Genomic DNA, 20978 nt, shown 5'->3' with positions numbered 1-20978 from the left:
AGCTCTTCCCGCTGACTCGCAGTCAACGTACTATCTGCACGCAAAGAAATACTCCTCACTAGTAAACAACTGATTCACATCAGTCCAACTAATGGGGAGCAGTCCACATCCAATGTGTTGAGTAAACATCACTTTTGTTCGTTTTGTTCACGTTTTAGGCCCAAAATCGGCCAGTTACCCACCACAACAAACGAGAAGCAGCTCACCTGTGATGGGTAACTGGGTTGCGGACCAAAAAAGGGGGAACGATGACCAGACACACCAACACCCCAAAACACAAAAAATCGCAGGACATCGGGTGAACGATGTCCCGAGACTTCACACTGTGGAGGTAAGGGTGTCCTGCGTCAGGACATAGTTGACACCATGTGCGTTTGGAACAGCCCGATGATCGTTGACACATGAGTCGGCACATACTTGACACCCATGACACCACCCAAAATATGAGTCGGCACATAGTTGACACTGTGTAACACACAATCATCAGTGCATGAACGACGGCAAACGTGGCCCTGCACGCGCATGCGCTGATCACACGCGACAAGCACTACATCGTGGCTGACGGCGAGGTGCGCCTGGTCAACGATGCTCGCGGACGCGTGGCTGAGCGGCAACGTTGGCCAGACGGGCTGCAGTCCGCCGTTGAGCACAAGGAAGGGCTGCAGGTTTCGATGCAGGCCGAAATTCTCGACCAGATCCTGGTTGAGACAGTCGCCCGTGAGTACAGCCTGATCACAGGCATGAGCGGCACGGCAGTCGAGGCAGCTGAACGTCTTGCAGAAGATCTGGAGCTCAAGACCAGGGTCGTTCCAACGAATCGCCCCTGTGTGCTCGCAGCCAGACCAGCTGTTCCTCGCCGTAGCGCAGCGTGACGACGCAGCCGCCGCGACGGTGTACGCCGCCCACAGCTCAGGACGACCGGTGATTGTCGGCACCAGGAGCGTCGAGCAGTCCGAACAGTTCGCCCAGCTTCTGGCCGCTCAAGGCGTCACCGCTACCGTCCTCAACGCCAAGAACGACGCCGAAGTAGCCGGCATCATCGCCCAAGCTGGTCAACACGGTGCCGTGACCGTGTCCACCCAGATGGCCGGACGCGGGGTCGATATCCAACTCGGTGACGGCGTGACTGAACTCGGCGGGCTCCTCGTGATCGTAATCGGACGCTACAACTCTGCTCGGCTCGACCGACTGCTGCGCGGCAGAGCCGGACGTCAAGGAGATCCCGGGGCCAGCGTGTTCTTCACCAGCTTTGAAGACCCGGTCGTCACCGAACAGCTCAGCCCCAACAGACTCCCCCATGTAGTCGCCGATGACGGTCTCGTCGAGGACCCGGAGTTCCACCGACTCTATGAACATGCCCAGCGTGTGGCAGCCGGCAAACTCCTTGAGCTGCGTCGCACCACGCGCAAGTACCAGACGATCACCGATCACCATCGGGCCGTTCTCCTGCCGACGCGTGAGCGGATCCTGACGGACCCCACCGCGATCGATCAGTACCTCACCTTGGTCTGGCCCGATCACCCTGAGCACGTGCAGCTCTGGGCTGGCAGCGAACGGCGCGAGATGGCGACCGACGTAGCCTTGTTCTTCCTCGATCGAGCGTGGGCCGACCACCTCAACCTGCTCGCGGAGACGCGTGAAGGCATCCACTTGCGCGCCCTTGGTCGGCAGAACCCGCTCGATGAGTTCAATCGCATCGCCATCGGAGACTTCGAGAACCTCGCCAGCCACGCACTGTCCTCGGTCCGGGACACCCTCGCGCAAGCCCCTGACGATGCCACTGATCTCGTCGCTCTCGGGCTGCGTCGTCCATCCTCCACGTGGACCTATATTGTCACCGACAATCCCTTCGGCTCCGAAGCCGACCGTCTCGTTGCCTTCATCGGCAAGACCATTCGAGGCAACAGGCAACCGAACATCACCTATCACTGACCAGAAACGGGTGTGCTTTCCATCTCGCGACCCTCGTCGCCAGATGGAAAGCACACCCCGGAGGATACCCACATCCTACCTTGTTGGACCGGCATCGACTTGGCCTTGTCCACTGGTGGTGACAGTTCTTGCCATCGCCGTGACGCGAACGCCAGCGCTGGGCTTTGCTCGTCGTAAGCCTTCGAGTGGAGGGCTGGTACTGGAAGGAATAGATAGTGCAGGCGAACAACGTTAGCGCGGTGAGTGTCGTTGCTGTGGGGCGGCAGATCGCCAGCGGCGACTGGGTTTTGCGGAAGTGTTCGGTGACGTTCTCTCCAAGGTCGTTGACGGCGATCGTGGGTGCCAGCGGCGCAGGCAAGACGTCACTGATGTATTGCCTGAGCGGGTTGGATGCTCCTACCGCGGGTCAGGTGCTGGTTGAGGGGCATGACGTCTATGCGATGTCTCGGCAGGCCCGGGCGACGTTACTGCGGTCGCGGGTCGGGTTCGTGTTCCAGCAGTACAACCTGGTGAGCTATCTCAGCGTCGAGGATAATGTGGCCCTACCGCTGCCTCTGGCCGGCCGGCAGGTTGACCGTCAGGTCCTCACTCGGCTGCTGGAACGCTTCGGCTTGGCGGCGAAGGCAGGGACGGCCGCGGGGGCGCTGTCGGGCGGCGAGCAACAACGGGTGGCGCTGTGCCGTGTGCTGCTGCTCAGACCCGCTGTCGTATTCGCCGACTAGCCAACGGGCGCGTTGGACAGCGCCAATTCACGCCTGGTTCTGGAGGTTCTGCGGGAGCTCGCGGATGCAGGGATCACGGTGGTGATGGTGACGCATGACGCGGATGCCGCTGTCCGTGCTGATCGTGTGGTGTTCATGCGCGACGGGTCGATCACCGTGGTGGGCTCCGGGCTTGACGCTGGTAAGGTGCTGGCCGGGATGCGTCAACCGGTGCGCCGATAGGAGGTGCGGTGATGCTGCGTCATGTGGTGAGGACCCTCCGCAGCGACTGGTTCGGGTGGGCGCCAAGTATGGGTGTGGTCGCCGCGGTGATGGTCCTGGTCACGGCGTGCACGAATCAGTTCCTCTGGACCAGTTCCACTGAGTTCTTGGACGCGGCCCGGCGATCAGGTCTCGACGGCGGCGAGTTCGCGATGGTCTCGATGACGATCTACACGGTGATCGCGCTGCTCGCGGTGTGCTCTCTGACGGTGGTGGGTTCTGCGACGGTGGAGCGCACTCGCATCACGTTCGCCCAGTGGCGGCTAATGGGAGCCTCGCCCCGGCAGGTCCGCGCCTGCCTGTGGGCGCTGGTCGGGCTGGCCAGCTTCGTCGGGGCTGTACCGGGGGTGGTGCTCGGCTCGGTGCTAAGTTCGCTCGTGGTGCCGTGATTCAACGAGATGGCCGGTGCGAGTTTTCCGGGCGGCACCGGTGACTTCGTTCCTCCGCTTTTCACGCCGAGCGCTGTGGCGGGCGGCACAGCGCTTGTCCTCTCGGTGGTGACGTGACTGCTGGGCGCTGCCTGGCCTGCGCATCGTGCGGCTCTGGTGGAGCCCGTTGAAGCCGATACGTGGGCCCGCGGCTGTTCGGAGCCGGCGTGCGTGGGGGCGGTGGCTCGTTGGAGGCCTGCTGTTGGCCCGTGCTGTGGCGATGGCGGCCGCGACACCCCGGACGTTGGATCCTGCGCAGGTCGGGCGGTCGACCACGCCGATGGTGAATGCGGCGACGTGGGTCGGCGGGTTGAGCGCCGCTGCGGTGTACGTGACCGGACCCGCTCTGGTGCATGTCGCCCTGAGCGTCGCGCACCAGGTCCTGCCTCTCTTCCGTGTCCCCGTGGGACAGGTGACGGCGCGCTCGGCCCGGGCGCAGGCGGCGATGAACGCGAACACGATCGCACCGTTGGCGGTGGCGATCGGGCTGGGCGGCGTCATCTTCACCGCGACCGGCTCCTACCTGGACGTGATGACACGGGCGGGTTTCCCGCTGGAGGATCCAAATCTGACCGACGTAGCTCTTCTCTCGGGGCTGTTCTGCGTGATGGCGATCGCGACGAGCATGGCGGTCATCGCGGTCAGCGGTCGCGACCAGGTGCGCGAGCACACGACGCTGCGCTCGTCGGGGATGAGCCCTATGCAGGTCTCACGCTTGGTCGCGTGGCAGTCGGTCTGTCTGGCTCTGAGTGCAGCCGGGATGGGGCTGCTTCCGGTGGCTCTGGTCGCGTGGCTGGTGGTCAGCTACTCACTGGCGCTGGTGGGATCCATGGCGCTGAGCCTATCATGGCTGGGGTTGGCCGCGGGCTTCCTGCTGTGCTGGTTTGTGCTGTGGGCCGTCCAGTTCAGCCAGGCGATGCCGTGGCTGCGCCGGGAAGCCGCTGTGGGGCTGCGGCACGCCTGAAACACTGGCAAGAGCAATCATCAGCAGTCGAGGTCTGGGAGGAGCGGCGGTGCAGGCTGTTCGGGACTGGTTCGATCAGACCTACGGCGAGTGTCGGGAAGCCGGTACGGCGTGGCTGGTGATCGTGCTCGCCTGCGTCGCGTTCCAGGCACTGATGGTCGCGCGCCTCCTGTTCGCCGGGAGCGCGCGTGACGGAATCGCCTTCGAGCTCGTCCAGTCGACTCCAGGAGCCGTAGGTACCACGATCGCTGTGGTCCTCGCGGGAATGATGTTGCTGTGGAGCCCCGACGGCCGGTGCTGGCGCTCGCGGTCATCGAGGCCGCGTATCTGGCGGCGTCCGCGATCGGCATGCACGACTACGTCGCCTTCCCGCTGCTGTTCGCGCTGTTCCGCGTCGTCGCCGACACCGGGCTAGCATCCGTGGTCGGCTCGGTCACACCGACGGGCGCCGGCATGCTGGCCAGTTCATGGCTGGCGACCTCGACGACGGTCGTTGACGAGTTCACCGGTCAGCTCAGCGTGGCAGCGGTCAGCATCTTGGTCGGGGGCGGGGTTCGCAGCGTGCGCGGCTGGCAAACAGCCACCTAGCAATCCCACCATGATGCCGAGCGCGCCCGTGCTATCGCTGCCGAACGGGATCAGGCCATAGCGCGCACGCGCGTCACCACCGAGATTCACGACAGCGTCGGGCACAACCTGACCGCCATCATCGCGCTCTCCCAAGGCCTCGCGGGCACCCCAGAGAATCCAGAACTCGACGAATCATTGGAAGACATCGAGCCCCTGGCACGAGAAGGGCTCGACGAGATCAGGCGCGCCGTCTCCCTGCTAGGACGCCTCGAGGACCCGGTGGTGGTGACCGAGATCAGCCGACGCCCCGACGGAACGCCCGTCGCCGATCTCGCTTTCAGCATCGTCCGCGAAGCCCTCACCAACGCGGTGCGCCGCACTGAGCCCCTCGAACGAGCATCCATCGCCATCGACCACCACACGACCAAAGGCACGCGGATCACCATCCGCAGCCACGGGCACTCGCGCAAAGCCGACGAGTGCGAGCCGGGCAACGGGCTGCAACGCCTCTCCCATCGAGTCACCAGCCAGGGTGGCACCTTCAACGCTGGCTCCGGCGAGCCCGACGAGTGGATCGTGGATGCCAAACTGCCACCCGCACCGAACGAAGAGAACCACCATGCCTGACCGGCTGCGCATCATGCTGGTCGACGACCAGCCCATGGCACGTCGAGGATTCGCCCTCATGCTCCGACGAAGCCCGAACCTCACCGTCGTCGCCGTAGCCAGCCGCGGTCCAAGCCGTTGCCCGCGGCGGCGCCATCCTCACCCCACGCATCCCCCGCGCCCTCCCCCACCACCAGCAGACCAAGATGCGAGCACTGCTCGACCTGCTCACACCCCGCGAACGCGACATCGCCCGCCTCATCGCCGACGGCGACTCCAACGCCGAAATCGCCGAACGACTCGTCATCGAACCGGCATCCGTACGCCGCAACGTCAGGCGCATCCTCACCAAGCTCAACCTCCGCGACCGCGTCCAGATCGCCGTGCACTGGCACAAAGCAGGGCTATGACACCCGGGTTCTCGCCCGCACACCCACCCTTGGAGAGAAACAACAGGGGTGTGCTTTCCATCTCGCGCCCCTCGTCGCGAGATGGAAAGCACACCCCTACGGATGCGTCTATTCTAGCGGGGTTCTGATCCACTCGACGCGGTCTTAAGCCGCAACGTTAGCGCAGCCAAGTCTACGGGCCAGTGCAGGTGCCACCGCTGCCGCACCCTCCACAGTCTGCGCCTTCGGCACGGTCGCCGCCTCCAACACCTGGCAATGAAACTACTCGCGGAGACCACTCAGAAGCGAACCGCAAAACACCGGACTTCAGCTCCGCCCCGTGAGGATCAACCGTACGATGCTAGACGCGGAAAGCTGTCCTACTGCATCACTGGCCAAGTAGACTAGATGAAGACCATCGGCTCGCAGCCGTCCCCCCTACGACCCAATGTCGGCGCCGCAGCCGGAGGTACAAGTTGACAGACGAAGCACCGGACCACGATCTTACCTTCCTCAAGGGAGGGAAACACTATCGCGGTGGCACACCTGACGCTTCAGGCCGCTATCCACTAGACATCGCCAAGAGCGATTTCAACGAAGTGCTTTCTTCAAAGAACTTAACGTTTCTCTTTGGAGCGGGCTGTTCGTCCCAACTCTCCGAAAGCAAGGAAGAGCAAGGCATACCAACGATGGGGCCGATGGCCCAGGGCCTACTTGCCGAGGAAAACACAGGCACTGCCGCCCGATATGGACTGACGGACGAAATCAAAGACTCTCTCACAGCAGACTTGGGGATTGACCTTGCCAGCGAGGCGTATGCATGGAACCTCGAGCGACTAATGGAAGTTCTTTTCGGATTTCAATTTGCCCTCAATCAAACGGAAAATCCTTCGCTAGCCGAGGCAAAGAAGGCCGTCGATTCCGCAATTGATTCGATCAAGAAATACGTCTTTGATACCTGTAATGAGGGGCAACATAAATATTCCGCGACCAGCGTACTAAAACTCTACCAAACGTTCTACCGGAAGCTATCGCAGCGATCACGATCACTACCTCGACCAACAGTTGCCACTACCAACTATGACCTGTTCAATGAGATTGCTATGGACCGCATCGGGGTTCCATACATCAACGGATTTCTAGGCTCGATCGAGAAGCGATTCAATCCGGCGTCATTCCGCTACACCATCGCACAACGACTCGACTTGACATCACAAAGATGGACCTCGCTGGACAATCTGGTCTACTTTCTGAAACTTCATGGCTCGCTCAACTGGCACGCGGTGGATGACGGACTCTTCCCGGTCGAAGAGCGCCCAATCAGCGAGAGCAGCGACGGCAAGGCAATGTTGATATATCCAACACCCGCAAAGCAGAATGCCAGTTTCGCGGCACCATACTCAGACATTTTTCGCGAGTTTCAGACCAAGGTAGTTCAGGAGCAAAGCGCTCTGGTAACCGTCGGCTACGGCTTCGGTGACGAGCATGTCAACAACATCATCTACCAGGCACTTACAATCCCGACTTTTCGCCTCCTGGTTTTCGCCAAGCCCGAATTTGACGCAAGAATCTCTAACAAGCACGTCAAAACGCTTCAAGAACTTAACGATCCTCGCGTATGGATCGTTGGAACCGAGAAAACAAACGCCACCTGGAAGGCTCACTACTTCAAGGAGTTCGTTGAAGACATCATGCCAGTGGGAGATGTAGACCCCGCAGAGAAAGCCATCGAGAACGTGATGGGAATGTTCGCAAACATCAAGAAGGACGACAACGATGGCGACCAGTGATGCCCAGCGCCGACGGCTCGGGACAATCATCGATGTCAGCGCTGAACGATTTCGCGTAGAGATGGCTGAGAGCGCTGACGGCTACACACTTGTCGGCTTTGATGGTCAACACTATGTCGCGAGGATAGGGTCGCTTGTCCTCATCCCCCTGACCAACTCCTATGTCGTCGCTGAGGTTACAGGGCTTCAAGAGCGACCTGACCCATCAGCCATCTCCAGCGCTTCAAAGTCCCTCGACGATGTGATGCACGCATCCTCGCGACAACTGACGCTTGCACCCCTGGGCACCCTGCCCTTCGATGAAACGCACGGCTTCTCGTTCGGGGTATCTGTGTTTCCACCCCTGTACGCAGACGTTCTACACGTCGAAAATCGGGATCTTGACCGGATTCTGAATGTCGTAAACCAGGAGGTTGAGATTGCAAACACAACACCGCCAGCAACTAAGCTGAACACACTCACCGTCGGCACATCTGCGGTCTTCAACGACTACGACGTGAAAGTACGAATCAACGAATTCTTCGGGGCGCATTCAGCGATTCTCGGCAACACCGGAAGTGGGAAATCATGCACAATATCGAGCTTACTGCAGGAGGCACTTGGGAAGACTAGTTTGGCCCCAGCAGGTGGGAGCACGTTCGTGCTTTTCGACACCAACGGGGAATATCGGCGCGCAGTGTCCAAAATTCCTGCGCCAATTCAACGTACATACGCACGAATCGAACATGCCCACGCCCCCGCGCTTTTCCCAGCTACCCCCTATGACGATCGGGAGCAGCTCGACAGCTTCGTTCTACCGCACTGGCTGCTAAGTCTCGAAGAATGGGAGCTCCTGCTCCAAGCAAGCGATCGAGTTCAACGGCCCATACTTCGCACCGCACTGGGGCTCACGTCCCTGTTTGCTTCCGAATCTGCAGATCAACTCGCCGCACTACGTGACCATATCCTTGCTTCATGCTTACTGTTCCTGCTCATGGACAGCGAGAATGCGACAGCCGCAAATTCACGCATCGGCGGCCTCCTTAATGTGTACGAGTTGAGCGCAGTTCCGGCCCATGAGATCACTTCAAGGTTGACCGTAAGTTACGGGAGCTTTGACCAGCGAGGACTTAAGCAGGTTGAGGCGGAACTGAAAGGGTTGTTGATTCCGAATGCAGAGATTCCTTCATACGAAAATCACCCATTCCGGTTCTCGGATCTCACAACCGCACTAGAGATTGCGATTCTTTACGAGGAAAGTCATGGCAATCGCCGAGTTCGAGACAATTGTTCGACGTTGCTGACGCGCGTCAAATCACTCGGAATGCGAGACGAGTTTTCTTTCTTGCGTAGCGACCCTTACGCCTCCCGCGCCAATTCAATCACCTCCGAATCATTCACTGACGCCATTCTCGGCATCGACCGCGATTCGAGTTGCCCGGCAAAGCAGTCCCAGGTCTATGTTTTGGACTTGAGTGCCGTCGGCGACGAAGTTGTAGAGGTTGTGTCTTCAGTCATAACACGCCTACTTTTCGACCGTCTTCGACAAAGCGACGTCCGAAATTCTTTCCCGGTAAATCTGATACTTGAGGAAGCGCATCGCTATGTGCCGCGTCAAAGCGTTCCCGCGAGCACACTCGACGCAACTCGCATCTTCGAACGCGTAGCAAAGGAGGGCAGAAAGTACGGACTGTTTCTTATGCTCTCCTCACAGAGGCCCAGTGAACTTTCAGGAACAGTACTGTCGCAGTGCTCGAACTACGTAGTTCACCGCATCCAGAACCCGGAAGATCTTCAGCATATCCGCCGCATGACACCGTTCATCTCCGAGTCAGTGCTTAACCGACTGGCCTCGCTACCCAAGCAGTTCGCACTGGTTTTCGGTACTTCGGTGAGCATCCCGACAACTTTTAAAGTACGCACCGCCGCACCTCTCCCACAGAGTGACGACTCTGATGTTAGTCTCTACTGGTATCAGTCGCCGGAAAAGGTCACGGACATTCCCTTATGAAAGGATGTTTCCGAACGCGGTTCTACGGCGTTTGGGCGATCCTTGCGAGGTTTCGTGAACTATCATCACCGATGAGGTATAGGAACTGATCCGGGACGTGTTTCTACGGACATTGACGCGTGACCGGCCGCCGGTCGATCGGTGCACCGTGGTCGAAGCGACGGCGTGGCGCTTCCCGACAGGACCGGCATGACAGCACAGCTCGCTGCCTCCGCTACAGACGTCGAAGAATTCACCGCCGACCTCGCCACCCATCGTCCAGGGCTGTCGGCCGACTTCACACGACGCGAGGCATCGGCGACCGGGCCGCCCGGGTGGCCTCCGTAGCCCGGTCGGCAGATTCCGGGGGCTCGCACCACCCCTTTTGCACGCTCAGGGGCCCCATTTCATATTCCCCGTGATTACAGGTCAAGGTGCCGCGATACCTGGGCAGCGGCGCGCCGGCGCTCGTCGTGGATGGTCGAGCGGGTCAACGTTCGTAGTGCTGTTTCGGCCCGGGCGCGGTCGATTTTCTGCGCCGTGCCTTCGGGCTGGGCGCCGAGCGGGTCCGGGTCGATGATCTGGTACCGGTCACGGTAAGCGTCCACAACCAGAGCGCGGCGTCGCCACCGATGCCGCTCCCAACCGCCGGCGGGCATCGGACCGAGTGCCATAGCCCATGGTTCTTGCGTGTGGAGGGCGATGTCGAGGACTGCTTCTGCTCGGGTTTCGATGAGGTGGCGGCGCCCGGTCAGGGCTTGCTGCATGTCGGGGGTCATGAGGCCGACGACTTCGGGAATCAGCCCGGCAATGCGACGCGGTGCCTGGCGAGCGCGTCCCGATCCGGCGGGGTCGGGCGGTAGCTTGGGCGAGGCGGTAGTGGATGACGGAGGTGATGTCGTCGGCGTCAGCGAACCCACGAGCCTTGATGAGGCGTGGCAGGAGGGTGTCGACGTTGTGGTGGTTGGCTTCGACTCGGCGCAGTTCCGCAGTCAGGGCGCCGAAGGCGTCGGAGTCGATGACGGCTTGCGCCTGGTCGATGGTGAGCCCGGAGCCGCGGACCAGGGTGGTCCAGCGGTCGTGTTGGGCTGCGGCGGCGATGGATTCGTATTCGGCGGCGAGTTGGGCGATCGAGCCCCACCGGTCCTGTTCGGCGGTGATGGTCGCATGCGCCGACAGCTCAGCACCGCTGTGTTGGAGCACGCCGTAGAGGACTGTGCGGGCGATGGCGTCGGGGTTGTCGCTCGGATGCGCCGTGGCGTGGTCGTCGGGCCGGTTGAGGATGACGTAGGCCCGGTTCGACTCCTGCCCGCGCGTCATGGCCACATACAGGTTCTCCCGCGTCGTGGTGGGTTCCACCAGGACGTGGGCGGTGTCGGTGGTGATGCCTTGGGCACGGTGGGCGGTGACGGCGTAGCCGAGGCCGACGTGGTCGGCCACGTAATCTGCGAACAGGACGATGCTGTTGCCGAACCGGGCCCCGGGTGGGCGGATCGTGACCAAACCATCGTCGCGAACCTGGCTGATGGTCCAGGTTTGGCCGTTGCAGACCCAGCCGTGCCGGTTCCGCAGCCGCCGGTCGTTACGGCGGGTGATGATCGTGTCACCCACGCCCGTGGCCGAACCGTCGGACAGGGTGATTTCGGGGCCAGGCTTCAGCGTGCCGTCGAGGATGAGGTCGGCGCGGGTGCGGACGTTGAGGGCGGTGACGTTCTCGCGAGTTTCGGCGATCAGCACCGTCGCCAAACCCGCCTGGCGGTCACGGCGCCATGCGGTGTAGGCGGCATCGGTCATGGCCTCGGCGTCGCCATCGTAGATGCGGTCATGTGCCAGGTAGGTGTCGATGACTAGGGTGCGACCGTGCCGCAGCTCCAGGGACGCGGTCTTCTCCCAGGCGTGGGTGAAGCGGTGAACATCGACCAGCTCGGGAGCATCGTCACGGCCGTGGATCAACAGGCTGAACACACCGCCGGCATCGACGGACTGGAGCTGGGCGTAGTCACCGACCAGCAGCACCTTCGCCCCCGCCTCCTCAGCAGCCTGCGTGATCCGGTCGAGCGAGAGGGTGCCGGCGAGGGAGGCTTCGTCAATGATGACCAGCTGCCCGGCCTGGAAGGTCGCGCCGGTGTGTTAGTGGGTGGCCCACGCCTCGCCGTGTTCTCCGCGGCGATCCCCAGATCATCGGCCAGCACTTGCGCCGCCACCGCCGACGGGGCCAACCCCACCACCGACCCGGCACCATGCTCTGCTTCCCATGCCCGGCGCAAGGCGTTCATCGCCGTCGTCTTGTCGACGTGTCGGGTTTGACCGGCGTACCTACCAGGCAACGAGGGAGGTCGTCATGGACGGCACAGCAGCAAGCAGCGGTGTGGAGCAAGTGGTGGTGTACCTGCGCATCTCCGAGGATCGTACCGGCGCAGAAGCCGGGGTAGAGCGGCAACGGCAGGACTGTCTAGAGTTGTGCTCTCGGCTCGGGATCAGCGATCCGGCGATCTTCATGGACAACGACATCTCGGCCTACTCGGGAAAGAAGCGCCCCGGATACCTCGATCTACTCGAACGGGTGAAGCTCGGGCCGTCGCGGATCGTCGCGTGGCATGTGGATCGCCTCTACCGTCGCCCACGCGAGCTGGAAGACCTCATCGACCTCGTGGAAGCCCATCCGATCAGGATCGAGACCGTCAAGGGCGGCGCGTTCGACCTGAACACCCACGAAGGACGTCTCATGGCGCGGCAGCTCGTCGCGATCGCTTCCTATGAGTCCGGGCACAAGGCCGACCGCATCCGCGGGGCGAACCAGCAGAAGGCCGAGCGCGGTGACTGGCACGGGGGTGCGAAGTACGGGTACGGCATCGGCGGCGTCCTCATCCCCGAAGAGGCCGCGGTGTTCCGGGAGATGGCCGACCGGTTCCTCGCGGGACAGTCGGTGCGGCAGATCACCAGGTGGCTCAACCGCGACGGCGGGCCAACACCGCCATCGAAGGGCAAGAGCCGGTTAAACGTGTGGCACGAGAGCACCGTCGGCTCAATCCTGTGCTCGGCACGCATCTCCGGGCAACGCGCCTACGAACCAGCCTCCAAGACGACCGCGACGTGGGAACGGCGCGACCGGGCGATCCTGGGGCCGGGGAACTGGGAGGCGATCATCACCCCGGACGAGACAGCGCGTATCCGGGCGGTGTTCAACCATCCCGACCGGCGCGTGGGCCGCTCGTCCAAGAGCCTGCTGGCAGGGCTGATCACCTACGCCAAATGCGGCAACACCCTCGTCTCATCCGGGCTCCACCGGGGTGAGACCTCGATCGGGAAGCGACGCTTCTACCGCTGCCTCCCCTCCCCGGTCGCTCGGAGCGCGGCGGACTCGTCGTGTCCGCACACGGCATCGAGACACTGGTAAGCGAGGCCATGATCACCCGCCTCGCCGCGACCACACTGCCCACCGCCTCACCAGGTGAGGACGCGGGAGTGTCGGCGGCGATGGAGCAGATCACCGCCGCACGGCAGCGAATGGAGGACATGGCCCGCGACTACGGCGCGGGCCTCCTTTCCCGCACCGAGCTACACGCCGCGAAGACCGCCGCCACCGCGACCATTACGAATGCCGAACTCGTGCTTGGGCGTAGTGCGAAGTCGTCGGCGTTGAAAGGCATCCCCATCGGCGACGAGCAGGCACTACGGCACGCTTGGGAGGTGGAGTGGTCGATCCCGCAGAAGCGGGCGATCATCGCCGCCCTGATCGACACCCTCATCGTCAAACCCGCAGAACCCGGCAAGACCGGGGCGAGGTTCCGGCCGGAACGTGTGGAACTCACCTTCAAAGCCTGACACCCACCGCGCACCCGCGAGATCAGTTCTCGGGGCAAGTGAGGACACGGAGCTTGGCCAGCGCCACCGTATCGGTCACTCCGACCGACACCCCGGAACGTTCACATGCCTCCCGTGTCCACGCCACGGGGTCGAAGCCTGGCGGCAGGCCACTCCGCGCCTGGCCCCGCCGCTCAGGCGGCGGAGGAGGTACGGACATTCCGGGCGTGCCGAGTGCTGCTGTGGTCGCCTTCATAACAGACAGGTGCGCAGCCGAACTACGACATGCGGTATCTGCGCTCACAAGCAGGCACTACATGTAGCTTTTTCTCTCGGGTTCACCCTCAGGCGTCGGCGCGGGGCTTGGCTGCCCAGATCGCGGCCAACAAGCCGGTGTCGCAGCGCAACGAGTCGAGAGGTTCCTCACCGAGCAGGCGCAGCAGAATGCCGTCGCCGGTCGGGGTGCCCGCATGTTTCCGATCAGGATGCCCGAGCACGATCCGCAACAGCGCCGTCCATGATCGTGACGGGATACCCAGCCGCTCTGGGGTGGCGCGGTCGCGGCGCAGCACCTCCACCGCATTCGCACGAGAGGTCAGGTCAGCGAGCCGGTAGGCGACGTGCTCGACGCAATTAGCCACGAGCACCGCATCCCACCCTGTTGAGACAAACAGCTCGACTATCGCCGACAACGCGGCGGCGACGCGGACACGGTCGGCATCGTCGGGGTCGTCTTCGTCGTCGGTCACGCAGTTGACGGAGAAGGCGGGGTGGTAGTCGGCCAGGTGCTCCCGCTCGGCAAAGCGGATCGCATCGTGGAACCCCGCGATCCGGGACATGTGGCGCACCTTCCCGGACGAGACCAGCATCCCGGCCGCTCGAATCTCGACACCGCAGGTGATCTGCACGGCCCGAGTGACCACCGCCCACGGATTGCGCGCCTTCCGTGTCGATGCGGCGAGCATGACCTCGAACGCTGCCGAGGCAATCTCCCAAGGGTCCAGGCCGTGTTTATGGGCCAATCGCCGGTACCTGGCTGTCGTGTAGCGCATCAGTTCCGCCGCTTCGCGATCAACCCGCCATGCTCCGGGGCCGGACTCATGCAGCCGGATCAGCAGAGCGCGCAGCCTTTCCGGGCTCTCGAACCCGTGGCTGGCCGAGCCAGCCGAGGCCGCAGGATCGCCTGCTCCAGGTGCAGTGTGCTCGTCCACGGTGACGCCTCCCGGAAGGGAGGTGCACCACCAGCACCCAAACCAGGACGCGCAACAGCGGGCCGCTATGCCCGTCGCTCATCAGCAGGTGCGCCGCCTATCCCGCGCCGTCCACGACCTTGTCGGCGGGGTGCGACTCGTCCAGAAGCGGTCTTGCGTCCTTGCGCGCGAATGGGACTGATCCGAAGGTCACCCCAGCGTTGCTCCCCGATGAACTGAGGGACCAACTCGCTGCAACGCTGGGACGCGCCCTCGGAACTTCAACCAGCGTTTCCATGACCCGCAGCCCCGTATTTGCGGGCGAGGCGTTCGAGTGTCGCCATTGTGCGGGTGGTGACGGGGACTTCGAGCAGAGACTCGAGAAAACCTGTGACGTTGCCTGCGGTGTTCTTCGGCTTCCAGCAGGCGCTCCATGCGTGAGAGTCGTAAAGGCCTCGAACTTCCACAAGCCCGTCGGGACTGCGCAGCGGCACTGATATCTGCGGCTTGTCGATGGTGTCGAAGAAGGACACCATGAGTCGGTACACGTTCTCAGCGGGATCGACTTCCGGAGCATCATTCAGGAGACTTGCGATCTCCGTGAGGGATCGAGTGGCGAAGCTCTGGTGGAATCCTCTTGCGGTCAGGGTATTTCGGGCTTGACCAATCAACGGTTCGGGGTCGTCGGCATCGAAGACGACTGTTCCGTTGGTCTGGAAGCAACTCGCGACCGATGGGCCGCCGAAAGCGTCTACGAGCGCCGTCGCGGTGGGGCTTCCTGGGTGCCCGAGGTTGAGGTTTCGGAACAGTGCGACGTAGTTCATGGGTTCTCTACCACCTCGATGATCTGTCGCGTCACGTCCTCGGGAGCGGTGACCATCGGCCAGTGAGAACTATCGATCGTGCTCATCGTCCACCCGGTGGTGCTGCTCGTGTCCGGTGCGACGGGAGGATGCGTACGCAGGCACTTCACGTAGTGCAGGCGCACGCCTGTTGCGAGGGTCGGGATGGGCTGCTCGATCGCGGGCTGGGCGTAGGTGCCGATCGGCTGCGGGGTCACATGCTCATCCAGCCAAGCGAGATCCCGATCGGTGATCCCATTGTCTGGGTACATCTGGTCGAGCTGATCGCGCGTGAACCAGGGCGTTGCGCCGTCGCGAGCGATGCTTCGCATGAAGCCCTCGGTTTGCGCGCCCATGACATCGAACCAGGATGCGCCGGGCTGCGGGAGCGCCGCGTCGAGAAAGATCACCGAGCGCAGATGCTGGGCGACCCGGCTCAGTGCTCCGGCCGCAACGTATCCGGCGAAGGAGTGCGCCACGAGGGTGGCGTCATCCAGACGGCTCACCTCGATGGCGAGGTCATCAATCCAGTCGGAGAGCGTGACAGAGGCAGGAAGCGTCTCGTCGTTGCCGGTCGTACGCAGTTGCGGCGTGACAACGGTCAGGCCACGCTGCTGGAGCAGCGGAGTGACCCGGCTCCAGGCCCAGGGTCCGAGTCCGCCGCCACCGACAAGAACGATAGGGCCGGGGGTGTTCACGAGTGTGCTCCTAACTGCGTTATCCGCTGCATGAAGAGGCTGAGGTCGTTGACCAGTTCTGTCGGCGAGTCGAGTGCGGCCATGTGCCCGCCGGTGCCGTGCTCTTACCATCCGACGAGGTTGTTGTGCCGGTCCGAGACGGCGTGCGAAGCGAAGTCGGCCACGCCGAACTTGCTCACGGCGGTAGGCACCGGCGAGAACACAGGAGTTGCGTCCGGTCTGCTTGTCGCGTACAGCCGCATACTGGTGGCCGCGCTGTTGGTGAGCCAGTACAGAGTGGCATTGGCGAAGATGAAGTCGTCTCCGATGCCGAAATCGGTTCCGAGCGCGGCCTGCCACAGGCTGTACTTGTCGAGTTGCCACGCGAGAAGTCCCACCGGTGAGTCAGCCAGAGCGAATGCGAGCGAGTCCGGCCGCTCTGCCTGGAGACGGAGGTAGGCGCTACCGTTCATCGCATAGCGCTGTAGGTCGCGCCATGCTTGGTCCTCGGCCGTGCCATCCGCGAGAAACCCGTGGAGTCCGGCGCTGACATGTACGCCAGCGATTCGATCAGGGGCGAGGGTGCCCATGGCGCGGGCGACCACGGAGCCCCAGTCCTCGCCGTGCACCGCGAAGCGGTCGAATTCGAGCACTTCCATCATCTTCAGCAGCAGCTTGGAAGAGTCCAATGCAGACCAGGACGCTCGCGGCAACGGGGATGTGCCGAAGCCTGGCATCGAGACCAGTACCAGCTCAGAACACACCGCGCGCAGCCCACCGATGACGCGATGGAACATCAGAAACGATGTCGGCCAGCCATGAACAAGCAGCAGAGGGAGAACGCCCTCACCCGAAAAGCGCAAGACATGCAGGTCGATACCGTCGACTTGCACCATCGCGTGCGACTCGGCTCCCGCGGCGCGCTCCGTTGGTTCGAGCCAGTCAATCCATCGCGTCACTGCCTCACCAACAACGAGGTGGCTCAGACCGTAGTCGCCGTCGACCAGGGACGCGGTGGCGGGATGCCGCGATGCACGCAGCCGAGTGCGCAACTCACCTGCTGCCCAGTCGAGATTGGGCAGCACGCCAGACAGGAGTTGGTAGTATGCTGTCATGTCTATAGGCTACCGTGGCATGACAGTATCCTGTCAATCGGAGGAGCATGGAGCAGGTCATCGACGCAACGCTGCACGCCATATGGGAGGCCAATCGTCTACTCCGCGACGAAGGCGAACGCATGGCCGCATCGGTGGGCCAGACCCATGCACGCCGCATGGTTCTTCAGACAGCCGGGGCGGGCGCCACCGTTACCGACATCGCCCGTCGTTTACGCTTGCAACGCCAGAGCGTCCAGCGGGTAGCAGACCAGCTCGTCGAGGAAGGGTTTGCCTGCTACCAGGACAACCCCCGCCACCGGAGGTCAAAGCTTCTCTTGACGACACCGGCAGGTGATGACGTCCTGGACCGGCTGGCAGAAGTCCACGACGACTGGATTCGCGAGATCGGTGAGCTTGCTCCCTCCGCGCCCTGGGACGAAATGCGTCGAGGCCTCGAAGGATTGGTTGACGCGCTCAAGACAAAGAATCCAGAAACGCAGAACGAATAGCTCTCCGCCAGGCGGTTGCCCAGTTTCCTGGCGCGACGGGTGGCGATCAGGGTTGAGACCGACAGTGATAGGTACGGGCGTCCGCTGAACTCCGCTACCCCTGCAAGACGACGAACGCACGCGTCCTTAGCCACTATCATCCCAGTGATCTCGTCATCGCGACCACATGCTTGCCCGACCCCGCCACCCGGCAGCCTCGCACCCCGCCGAAAGACACCCGCCGCAGACCCGCCCCGCGAGCTACCGACCTGTCACCCCTCGCATACTCCACTCCCTGCTCCAAAGGATGCACGCATTTTACAGCGGGGCCGTGATGCACACCTCCCTCATGAGACCACTCATGAGGGAGGGCAGGATGAAGGGCGGCGTGCTCTTATTCCGCGGCAGCGGCGTGGCCGCGCGCCGGTACGTCGAGGCCGACCGTTCCCGCGCCGATGAGTACTACCTCCGCGCAGACGACGCCATAGCCGAGTACGCCGTGATCGACGCGACCGGCGAGGTCACCGCCATCCGATCCCTGACCGCTGACGAGTACGAGGGGTGGGTGGACTGGATCAACCCCGCTACCGGGGAGTCGATGGGCACCCCGCGCAAGCCCGGCCAGGTGCGGAAGGGGTCGCCGTTGTTCGCGGAGATGACGATCAACGCCCCCAAGTCCCTGTCGGTCGCCGCCGCCCTGCACCCGAAGGTGTCGGAAGCGCTGGATGCCGCGCAGCGGGACGCAGCGCAGGAGATTCAACGGTTCCTCGGTCAGCACTCGGTCACCCTTGCGAGGCCGCGTGGTGCGCAGGAAGTCCTGCCCATAGAGCGCATGCAGACGGTCGCGATCACGCACAAGACGAGCCGGGCGGGTGATCCGCACCGGCATATCCATTTCCAGATCGGCACGAGGGTGTGGGCGGGAAGTGGCGCGCGCTGACCACAGCAGCCCTGTTCAAGCAGCAGGGAGCGATCCGCGCCCTCGGCACGGCGGTGATCGCCGCGCACCCCCAGCTCGCCGCCACGCTCGCGGAGCACGGGTTGACGCTTGACCCGGTGACCGGTGAGGTGGTCGAACTGGAACCGTTCAACGCCTCCATGTCGAAGCGGTCGGCGCAGATCAAACGGAACCTGGACCGCATGGGGGCCGAGTGGCAAGCGGAGCATCCCGGCGAGACTCCCGGCCCGGCGCTCACGGCGCGGATGCAGGATGCCGCGTGGGCGTTCCAGCGCCCCAGCAAGAAGCCCGCAGACCTCAAAGACGAGCAGTGGTGGCGACAAGAACTCACCAATGCCGGATACGCCCCCGATACCCTCACCCGTCGTGTCGCTCAAGCCGCGGTGTCGGTGGATGATCTGGCAGTGCAGGACGTCGCCAGTCGTGCGCTGGATCGCTGCGCCGCTGCCGCATCCACCTGGACCCCTCACACCGTGGCCGAGCAGGTCGCGAGGATCATTACCGAGGCGGACGTACGGGCGACCCCTGCGCGGTTGCGGGAGTTCATCGACCTGGCCACCGACCTCGCGACAGAGGATTGTTTCTCCGTGCTGCCGCCGGAAGCACCGACCCCGAAGCATGTGGCGCACCTGACCAGCCTGAACGTGATCGCCGCCGAGACCGCTCTCCGCGACCAACTCACCGCCGCGACGCCGGAACGAGAGCCGGAACACCCCGACGTCACCCGCACAGCGCAAGCCGCCAGACTCGACGCCGGGCAGACGGTCGCCGCCGCCGCGGTCGCCTCGACCGACCCGCTGGTGATCGTGGAAGGAGCGGCGGGCAGCGGGAAGACGACGATGTTGCGCACCGCCATCACCGTTGGTGCCGAGCACGGCAGGCCGTCGCGAGTGGTCGCATCGACGCTGCGGGCCGCGCAGGTTGCCGAGGAAGAACTCGGGGTGCCCGCAACGAGCGTTGCGGCGCTCGTGCATGCGCACGGGTGGCGGTGGAACGACGACGGCGTATGGACACGACTCGCACCCGGCGACACCGACCCTACAACCGGCAGTACCTACAACGGACCGCCCGAGAACGCGCGGCTGGATCGCAGGGTGCGGGTAATCGTGGACGAAGCCGGGATGCTCGACCAAGACACCACCCACGCCCTCCTCACCATCACCCAAGAAGCAGGTGCAACCGTCGCGCTCATCGGCGACCGCGCCCAGCTCCCCGCGGTCGGCCGGGGCGGGGTTCTCGACATGGCCGCACAGATCAGGGGCCGCACCTACGACATGACCGAACTGCACCGCTTCGCTGATGCCGAGTACGCGGCCCTCACCCTCGCCATGCGGGACCGGGAGCACCCCGGTGCGATCTGATCCAAACTCGCAAGAACAACAGCGACCTCGGGGTCGCGAACCGGCAGCAATGGATCGTGCAGCACATCACCGACGAGGGCACCGTCTATGCCCGAGAAGCAGCCAGCGGACGCAAGAGCCCCCGCACGGTTGCGCTCCCTGCCGAGTATCTGAGCGAGCACGCGCACCTGTCCTATGCCGCGACCGCCTACGGCGTCCAGGGCGCAACCGTCAACACCGCGCACACGATACTGAGCGAGGCGACAAACGCGGCGGGCGTCTACGTCGGCATGACCAGGGGCCGCGACACCAACCGGCTGCACGTCGTCGCGGAGAACCTCACGGATGCTCGGGCGCAGTTCATCGAGGCAATGGAACACGATCCCGCTGACCGTGGCCTCGACCACGCCACCGCCCAAGCCGTCGAGGCCGTGCAGGGCCTCGTCGCAGACGGCCCTGTCAGGCTGGTCACCGATGAACTCGCACGGCTCGACCAGAAGGTCGAGCGTGCCGAGCGGCGGGCGCAACGGTGGGAGCAGACTGCCGCCAGGCTCGATGCCCAACGCTCCGTGCATCGTGCCGAGGACGAAGAGCAGGCCGCCGCGCTCCGCAGAGCCGAGGCAGAAGCCGAGCAGATACGGGCCGAGGTTGCTCGACCGCTCACCGTGCAGGCCGAGCACGATGGCGCGGCCTACCTCGACGCCGTCGAGACCGAGGCGGCCGCGAGTACACGGCTTGTCACCGCCCGGCGATTCGGCAGGCACAAGGCCCGCACCGAGCACCACGCCGCGACCGAACAGGCCCGGACAGTCCGCGTGCAAGTACGTGAGGTCTGGGGTCTGGAGCCGCCTCGCAACGCCGAGGCCCTGCCGGGATGGGCGGCGCGGCAGGCCGAACAGCATGCCGAAGCCGACCCACGCGTGATCGACGCCGCCCAGCAGATCGAAATCG

20 protein-coding genes and 3 pseudogenes are annotated in these 20978 nt (G+C 63.5%); 18 read left to right on the top strand and 5 right to left on the bottom strand.

Annotation, left to right across the window (positions count from 1 at the left end; genetic code table 11):
• Positions 1–506: 506 nt before the first annotated feature.
• The 12 genes from HMPREF0183_RS11960 (at position 507) to HMPREF0183_RS12710 (ending at position 9979) form a co-directional block, all read left to right on the top strand.
• A complete protein-coding gene (locus tag HMPREF0183_RS11960) occupies positions 507–872 on the top strand; it encodes a preprotein translocase subunit SecA (protein ID WP_005881973.1) in 366 nt (121 codons plus the stop codon).
• A complete protein-coding gene (locus HMPREF0183_RS01350) occupies positions 826–1932 on the top strand; it encodes a preprotein translocase subunit SecA (protein WP_005881971.1) in 1107 nt (368 codons plus the stop codon). Before HMPREF0183_RS11960 ends, HMPREF0183_RS01350 begins: the two co-directional genes overlap by 47 nt.
• A gap of 215 nt (positions 1933–2147) precedes the next feature.
• Positions 2148–2654 carry an ABC transporter ATP-binding protein gene (locus tag HMPREF0183_RS01345; RefSeq protein WP_005881969.1) on the top strand — a complete coding sequence of 169 codons (507 nt, stop codon included), beginning with the start codon at positions 2148–2150 and terminating at the stop codon, positions 2652–2654.
• A gap of 12 nt (positions 2655–2666) precedes the next feature.
• Positions 2667–2876 (top strand): hypothetical protein, encoded by a 210-nt coding sequence (locus HMPREF0183_RS13155; protein ID WP_005881967.1) that lies wholly within the window; start codon positions 2667–2669, stop codon positions 2874–2876.
• 11 nt (positions 2877–2887) lie between these two features.
• Entirely contained in the window at positions 2888–3304 is a 417-nt protein-coding gene (locus HMPREF0183_RS11955) for an FtsX-like permease family protein (RefSeq protein WP_005881965.1), read from the top strand.
• Between the two features lie 283 nt (positions 3305–3587).
• Positions 3588–4307: an FtsX-like permease family protein gene (locus tag HMPREF0183_RS11950; protein ID WP_169309648.1), complete on the top strand. Its 720-nt coding sequence runs from the start codon at positions 3588–3590 to the stop codon at positions 4305–4307.
• Between the two features lie 294 nt (positions 4308–4601).
• Complete coding sequence (locus HMPREF0183_RS01335) at positions 4602–4895, top strand: hypothetical protein (RefSeq protein WP_005881960.1); 294 nt, start codon at positions 4602–4604, stop codon at positions 4893–4895.
• Positions 4896–4928: 33 nt separating this feature from the next.
• Entirely contained in the window at positions 4929–5504 is a 576-nt protein-coding gene (locus HMPREF0183_RS01330) for a histidine kinase (RefSeq protein WP_083801410.1), read from the top strand.
• Positions 5505–5689: 185 nt separating this feature from the next.
• On the top strand, positions 5690–5893 hold the full coding sequence (locus HMPREF0183_RS01325) for a response regulator transcription factor (RefSeq protein WP_005881956.1): 204 nt from the start codon (positions 5690–5692) through the stop codon (positions 5891–5893).
• 455 nt (positions 5894–6348) lie between these two features.
• Entirely contained in the window at positions 6349–7662 is a 1314-nt protein-coding gene (locus HMPREF0183_RS01320) for an SIR2 family protein (RefSeq protein WP_005881954.1), read from the top strand.
• Positions 7649–9652 carry an ATP-binding protein gene (locus HMPREF0183_RS01315; RefSeq protein WP_005881953.1) on the top strand — a complete coding sequence of 668 codons (2004 nt, stop codon included), beginning with the start codon at positions 7649–7651 and terminating at the stop codon, positions 9650–9652. Before HMPREF0183_RS01320 ends, HMPREF0183_RS01315 begins: the two co-directional genes overlap by 14 nt.
• Positions 9653–9841: 189 nt before the next feature.
• Positions 9842–9979: a hypothetical protein gene (locus HMPREF0183_RS12710; protein WP_005881951.1), complete on the top strand. Its 138-nt coding sequence runs from the start codon at positions 9842–9844 to the stop codon at positions 9977–9979.
• 74 nt (positions 9980–10053) lie between these two features.
• On the opposite strand, the pseudogene HMPREF0183_RS01310 reads toward HMPREF0183_RS12710, so the two are convergent.
• Positions 10054–11919, bottom strand: a pseudogene (locus tag HMPREF0183_RS01310) (ATP-dependent DNA helicase); the annotation flags it as partial.
• A 53-nt stretch (positions 11920–11972) separates the two neighbouring features.
• Here HMPREF0183_RS01310 and HMPREF0183_RS01305 point away from each other — a divergent pair.
• Together HMPREF0183_RS01305 and HMPREF0183_RS13010 are read left to right on the top strand one after the other, a co-directional pair.
• Positions 11973–13028, top strand: a complete 1056-nt coding sequence (locus tag HMPREF0183_RS01305; protein ID WP_005881946.1) for a recombinase family protein — start codon at positions 11973–11975, stop codon at positions 13026–13028.
• Positions 13029–13036: 8 nt separating this feature from the next.
• Positions 13037–13456, top strand: coding sequence for a hypothetical protein (locus HMPREF0183_RS13010; RefSeq protein ID WP_005881944.1), 420 nt, complete (start codon positions 13037–13039; stop codon positions 13454–13456).
• A gap of 323 nt (positions 13457–13779) precedes the next feature.
• Here HMPREF0183_RS13010 and HMPREF0183_RS01295 read toward each other — a convergent pair whose 3' ends face one another.
• The 4 genes from HMPREF0183_RS01295 to HMPREF0183_RS01275 all read right to left on the bottom strand — a co-directional run bounded on the left by HMPREF0183_RS01295 (position 13780) and on the right by HMPREF0183_RS01275 (position 17259).
• A complete protein-coding gene (locus HMPREF0183_RS01295) occupies positions 13780–14646 on the bottom strand; it encodes a hypothetical protein (RefSeq protein ID WP_005881943.1) in 867 nt (288 codons plus the stop codon).
• 260 nt (positions 14647–14906) lie between these two features.
• On the bottom strand, positions 14907–15449 hold the full coding sequence (locus HMPREF0183_RS01285; RefSeq protein WP_005881941.1) for a DUF1697 domain-containing protein: 543 nt from the start codon (positions 15447–15449) through the stop codon (positions 14907–14909).
• Positions 15446–16165, bottom strand: a complete 720-nt coding sequence (locus tag HMPREF0183_RS01280; protein WP_005881939.1) for an alpha/beta fold hydrolase — start codon at positions 16163–16165, stop codon at positions 15446–15448. Before HMPREF0183_RS01280 ends, HMPREF0183_RS01285 begins: the two co-directional genes overlap by 4 nt.
• Positions 16166–16269: 104 nt before the next feature.
• Complete coding sequence (locus HMPREF0183_RS01275; protein ID WP_005881937.1) at positions 16270–17259, bottom strand: epoxide hydrolase; 990 nt, start codon at positions 17257–17259, stop codon at positions 16270–16272.
• A 47-nt stretch (positions 17260–17306) separates the two neighbouring features.
• Between HMPREF0183_RS01275 and HMPREF0183_RS11945 the strand changes: the two genes are divergently transcribed.
• The 4 genes and pseudogenes from HMPREF0183_RS11945 to HMPREF0183_RS13140 all read left to right on the top strand — a co-directional run.
• The gene (locus tag HMPREF0183_RS11945) at positions 17307–17750 is read left to right on the top strand and encodes a MarR family winged helix-turn-helix transcriptional regulator (protein WP_005881934.1); all 444 of its coding nucleotides are present in this window, start codon (positions 17307–17309) and stop codon (positions 17748–17750) included.
• 166 nt (positions 17751–17916) lie between these two features.
• Positions 17917–18959, top strand: a pseudogene (mobF, locus tag HMPREF0183_RS13150) (MobF family relaxase); the annotation flags it as partial.
• A complete protein-coding gene (locus HMPREF0183_RS13145; protein WP_245527075.1) occupies positions 18933–20048 on the top strand; it encodes an AAA family ATPase in 1116 nt (371 codons plus the stop codon). The pseudogene mobF and the gene HMPREF0183_RS13145, both read left to right, overlap by 27 nt.
• Before the next feature lie 56 nt (positions 20049–20104).
• Positions 20105–20978, top strand: a pseudogene (locus HMPREF0183_RS13140) (MobF family relaxase); the annotation flags it as partial.

Source organism: Brevibacterium mcbrellneri ATCC 49030 (assembly GCF_000178455.1).
In the GTDB taxonomy this organism is placed as follows: Bacteria; Actinomycetota; Actinomycetes; order Actinomycetales; family Brevibacteriaceae; genus Brevibacterium; species Brevibacterium mcbrellneri.
Note: the sequence above shows the minus strand (reverse complement) of the source record. Positions and strands in the feature narration are given on the sequence as shown.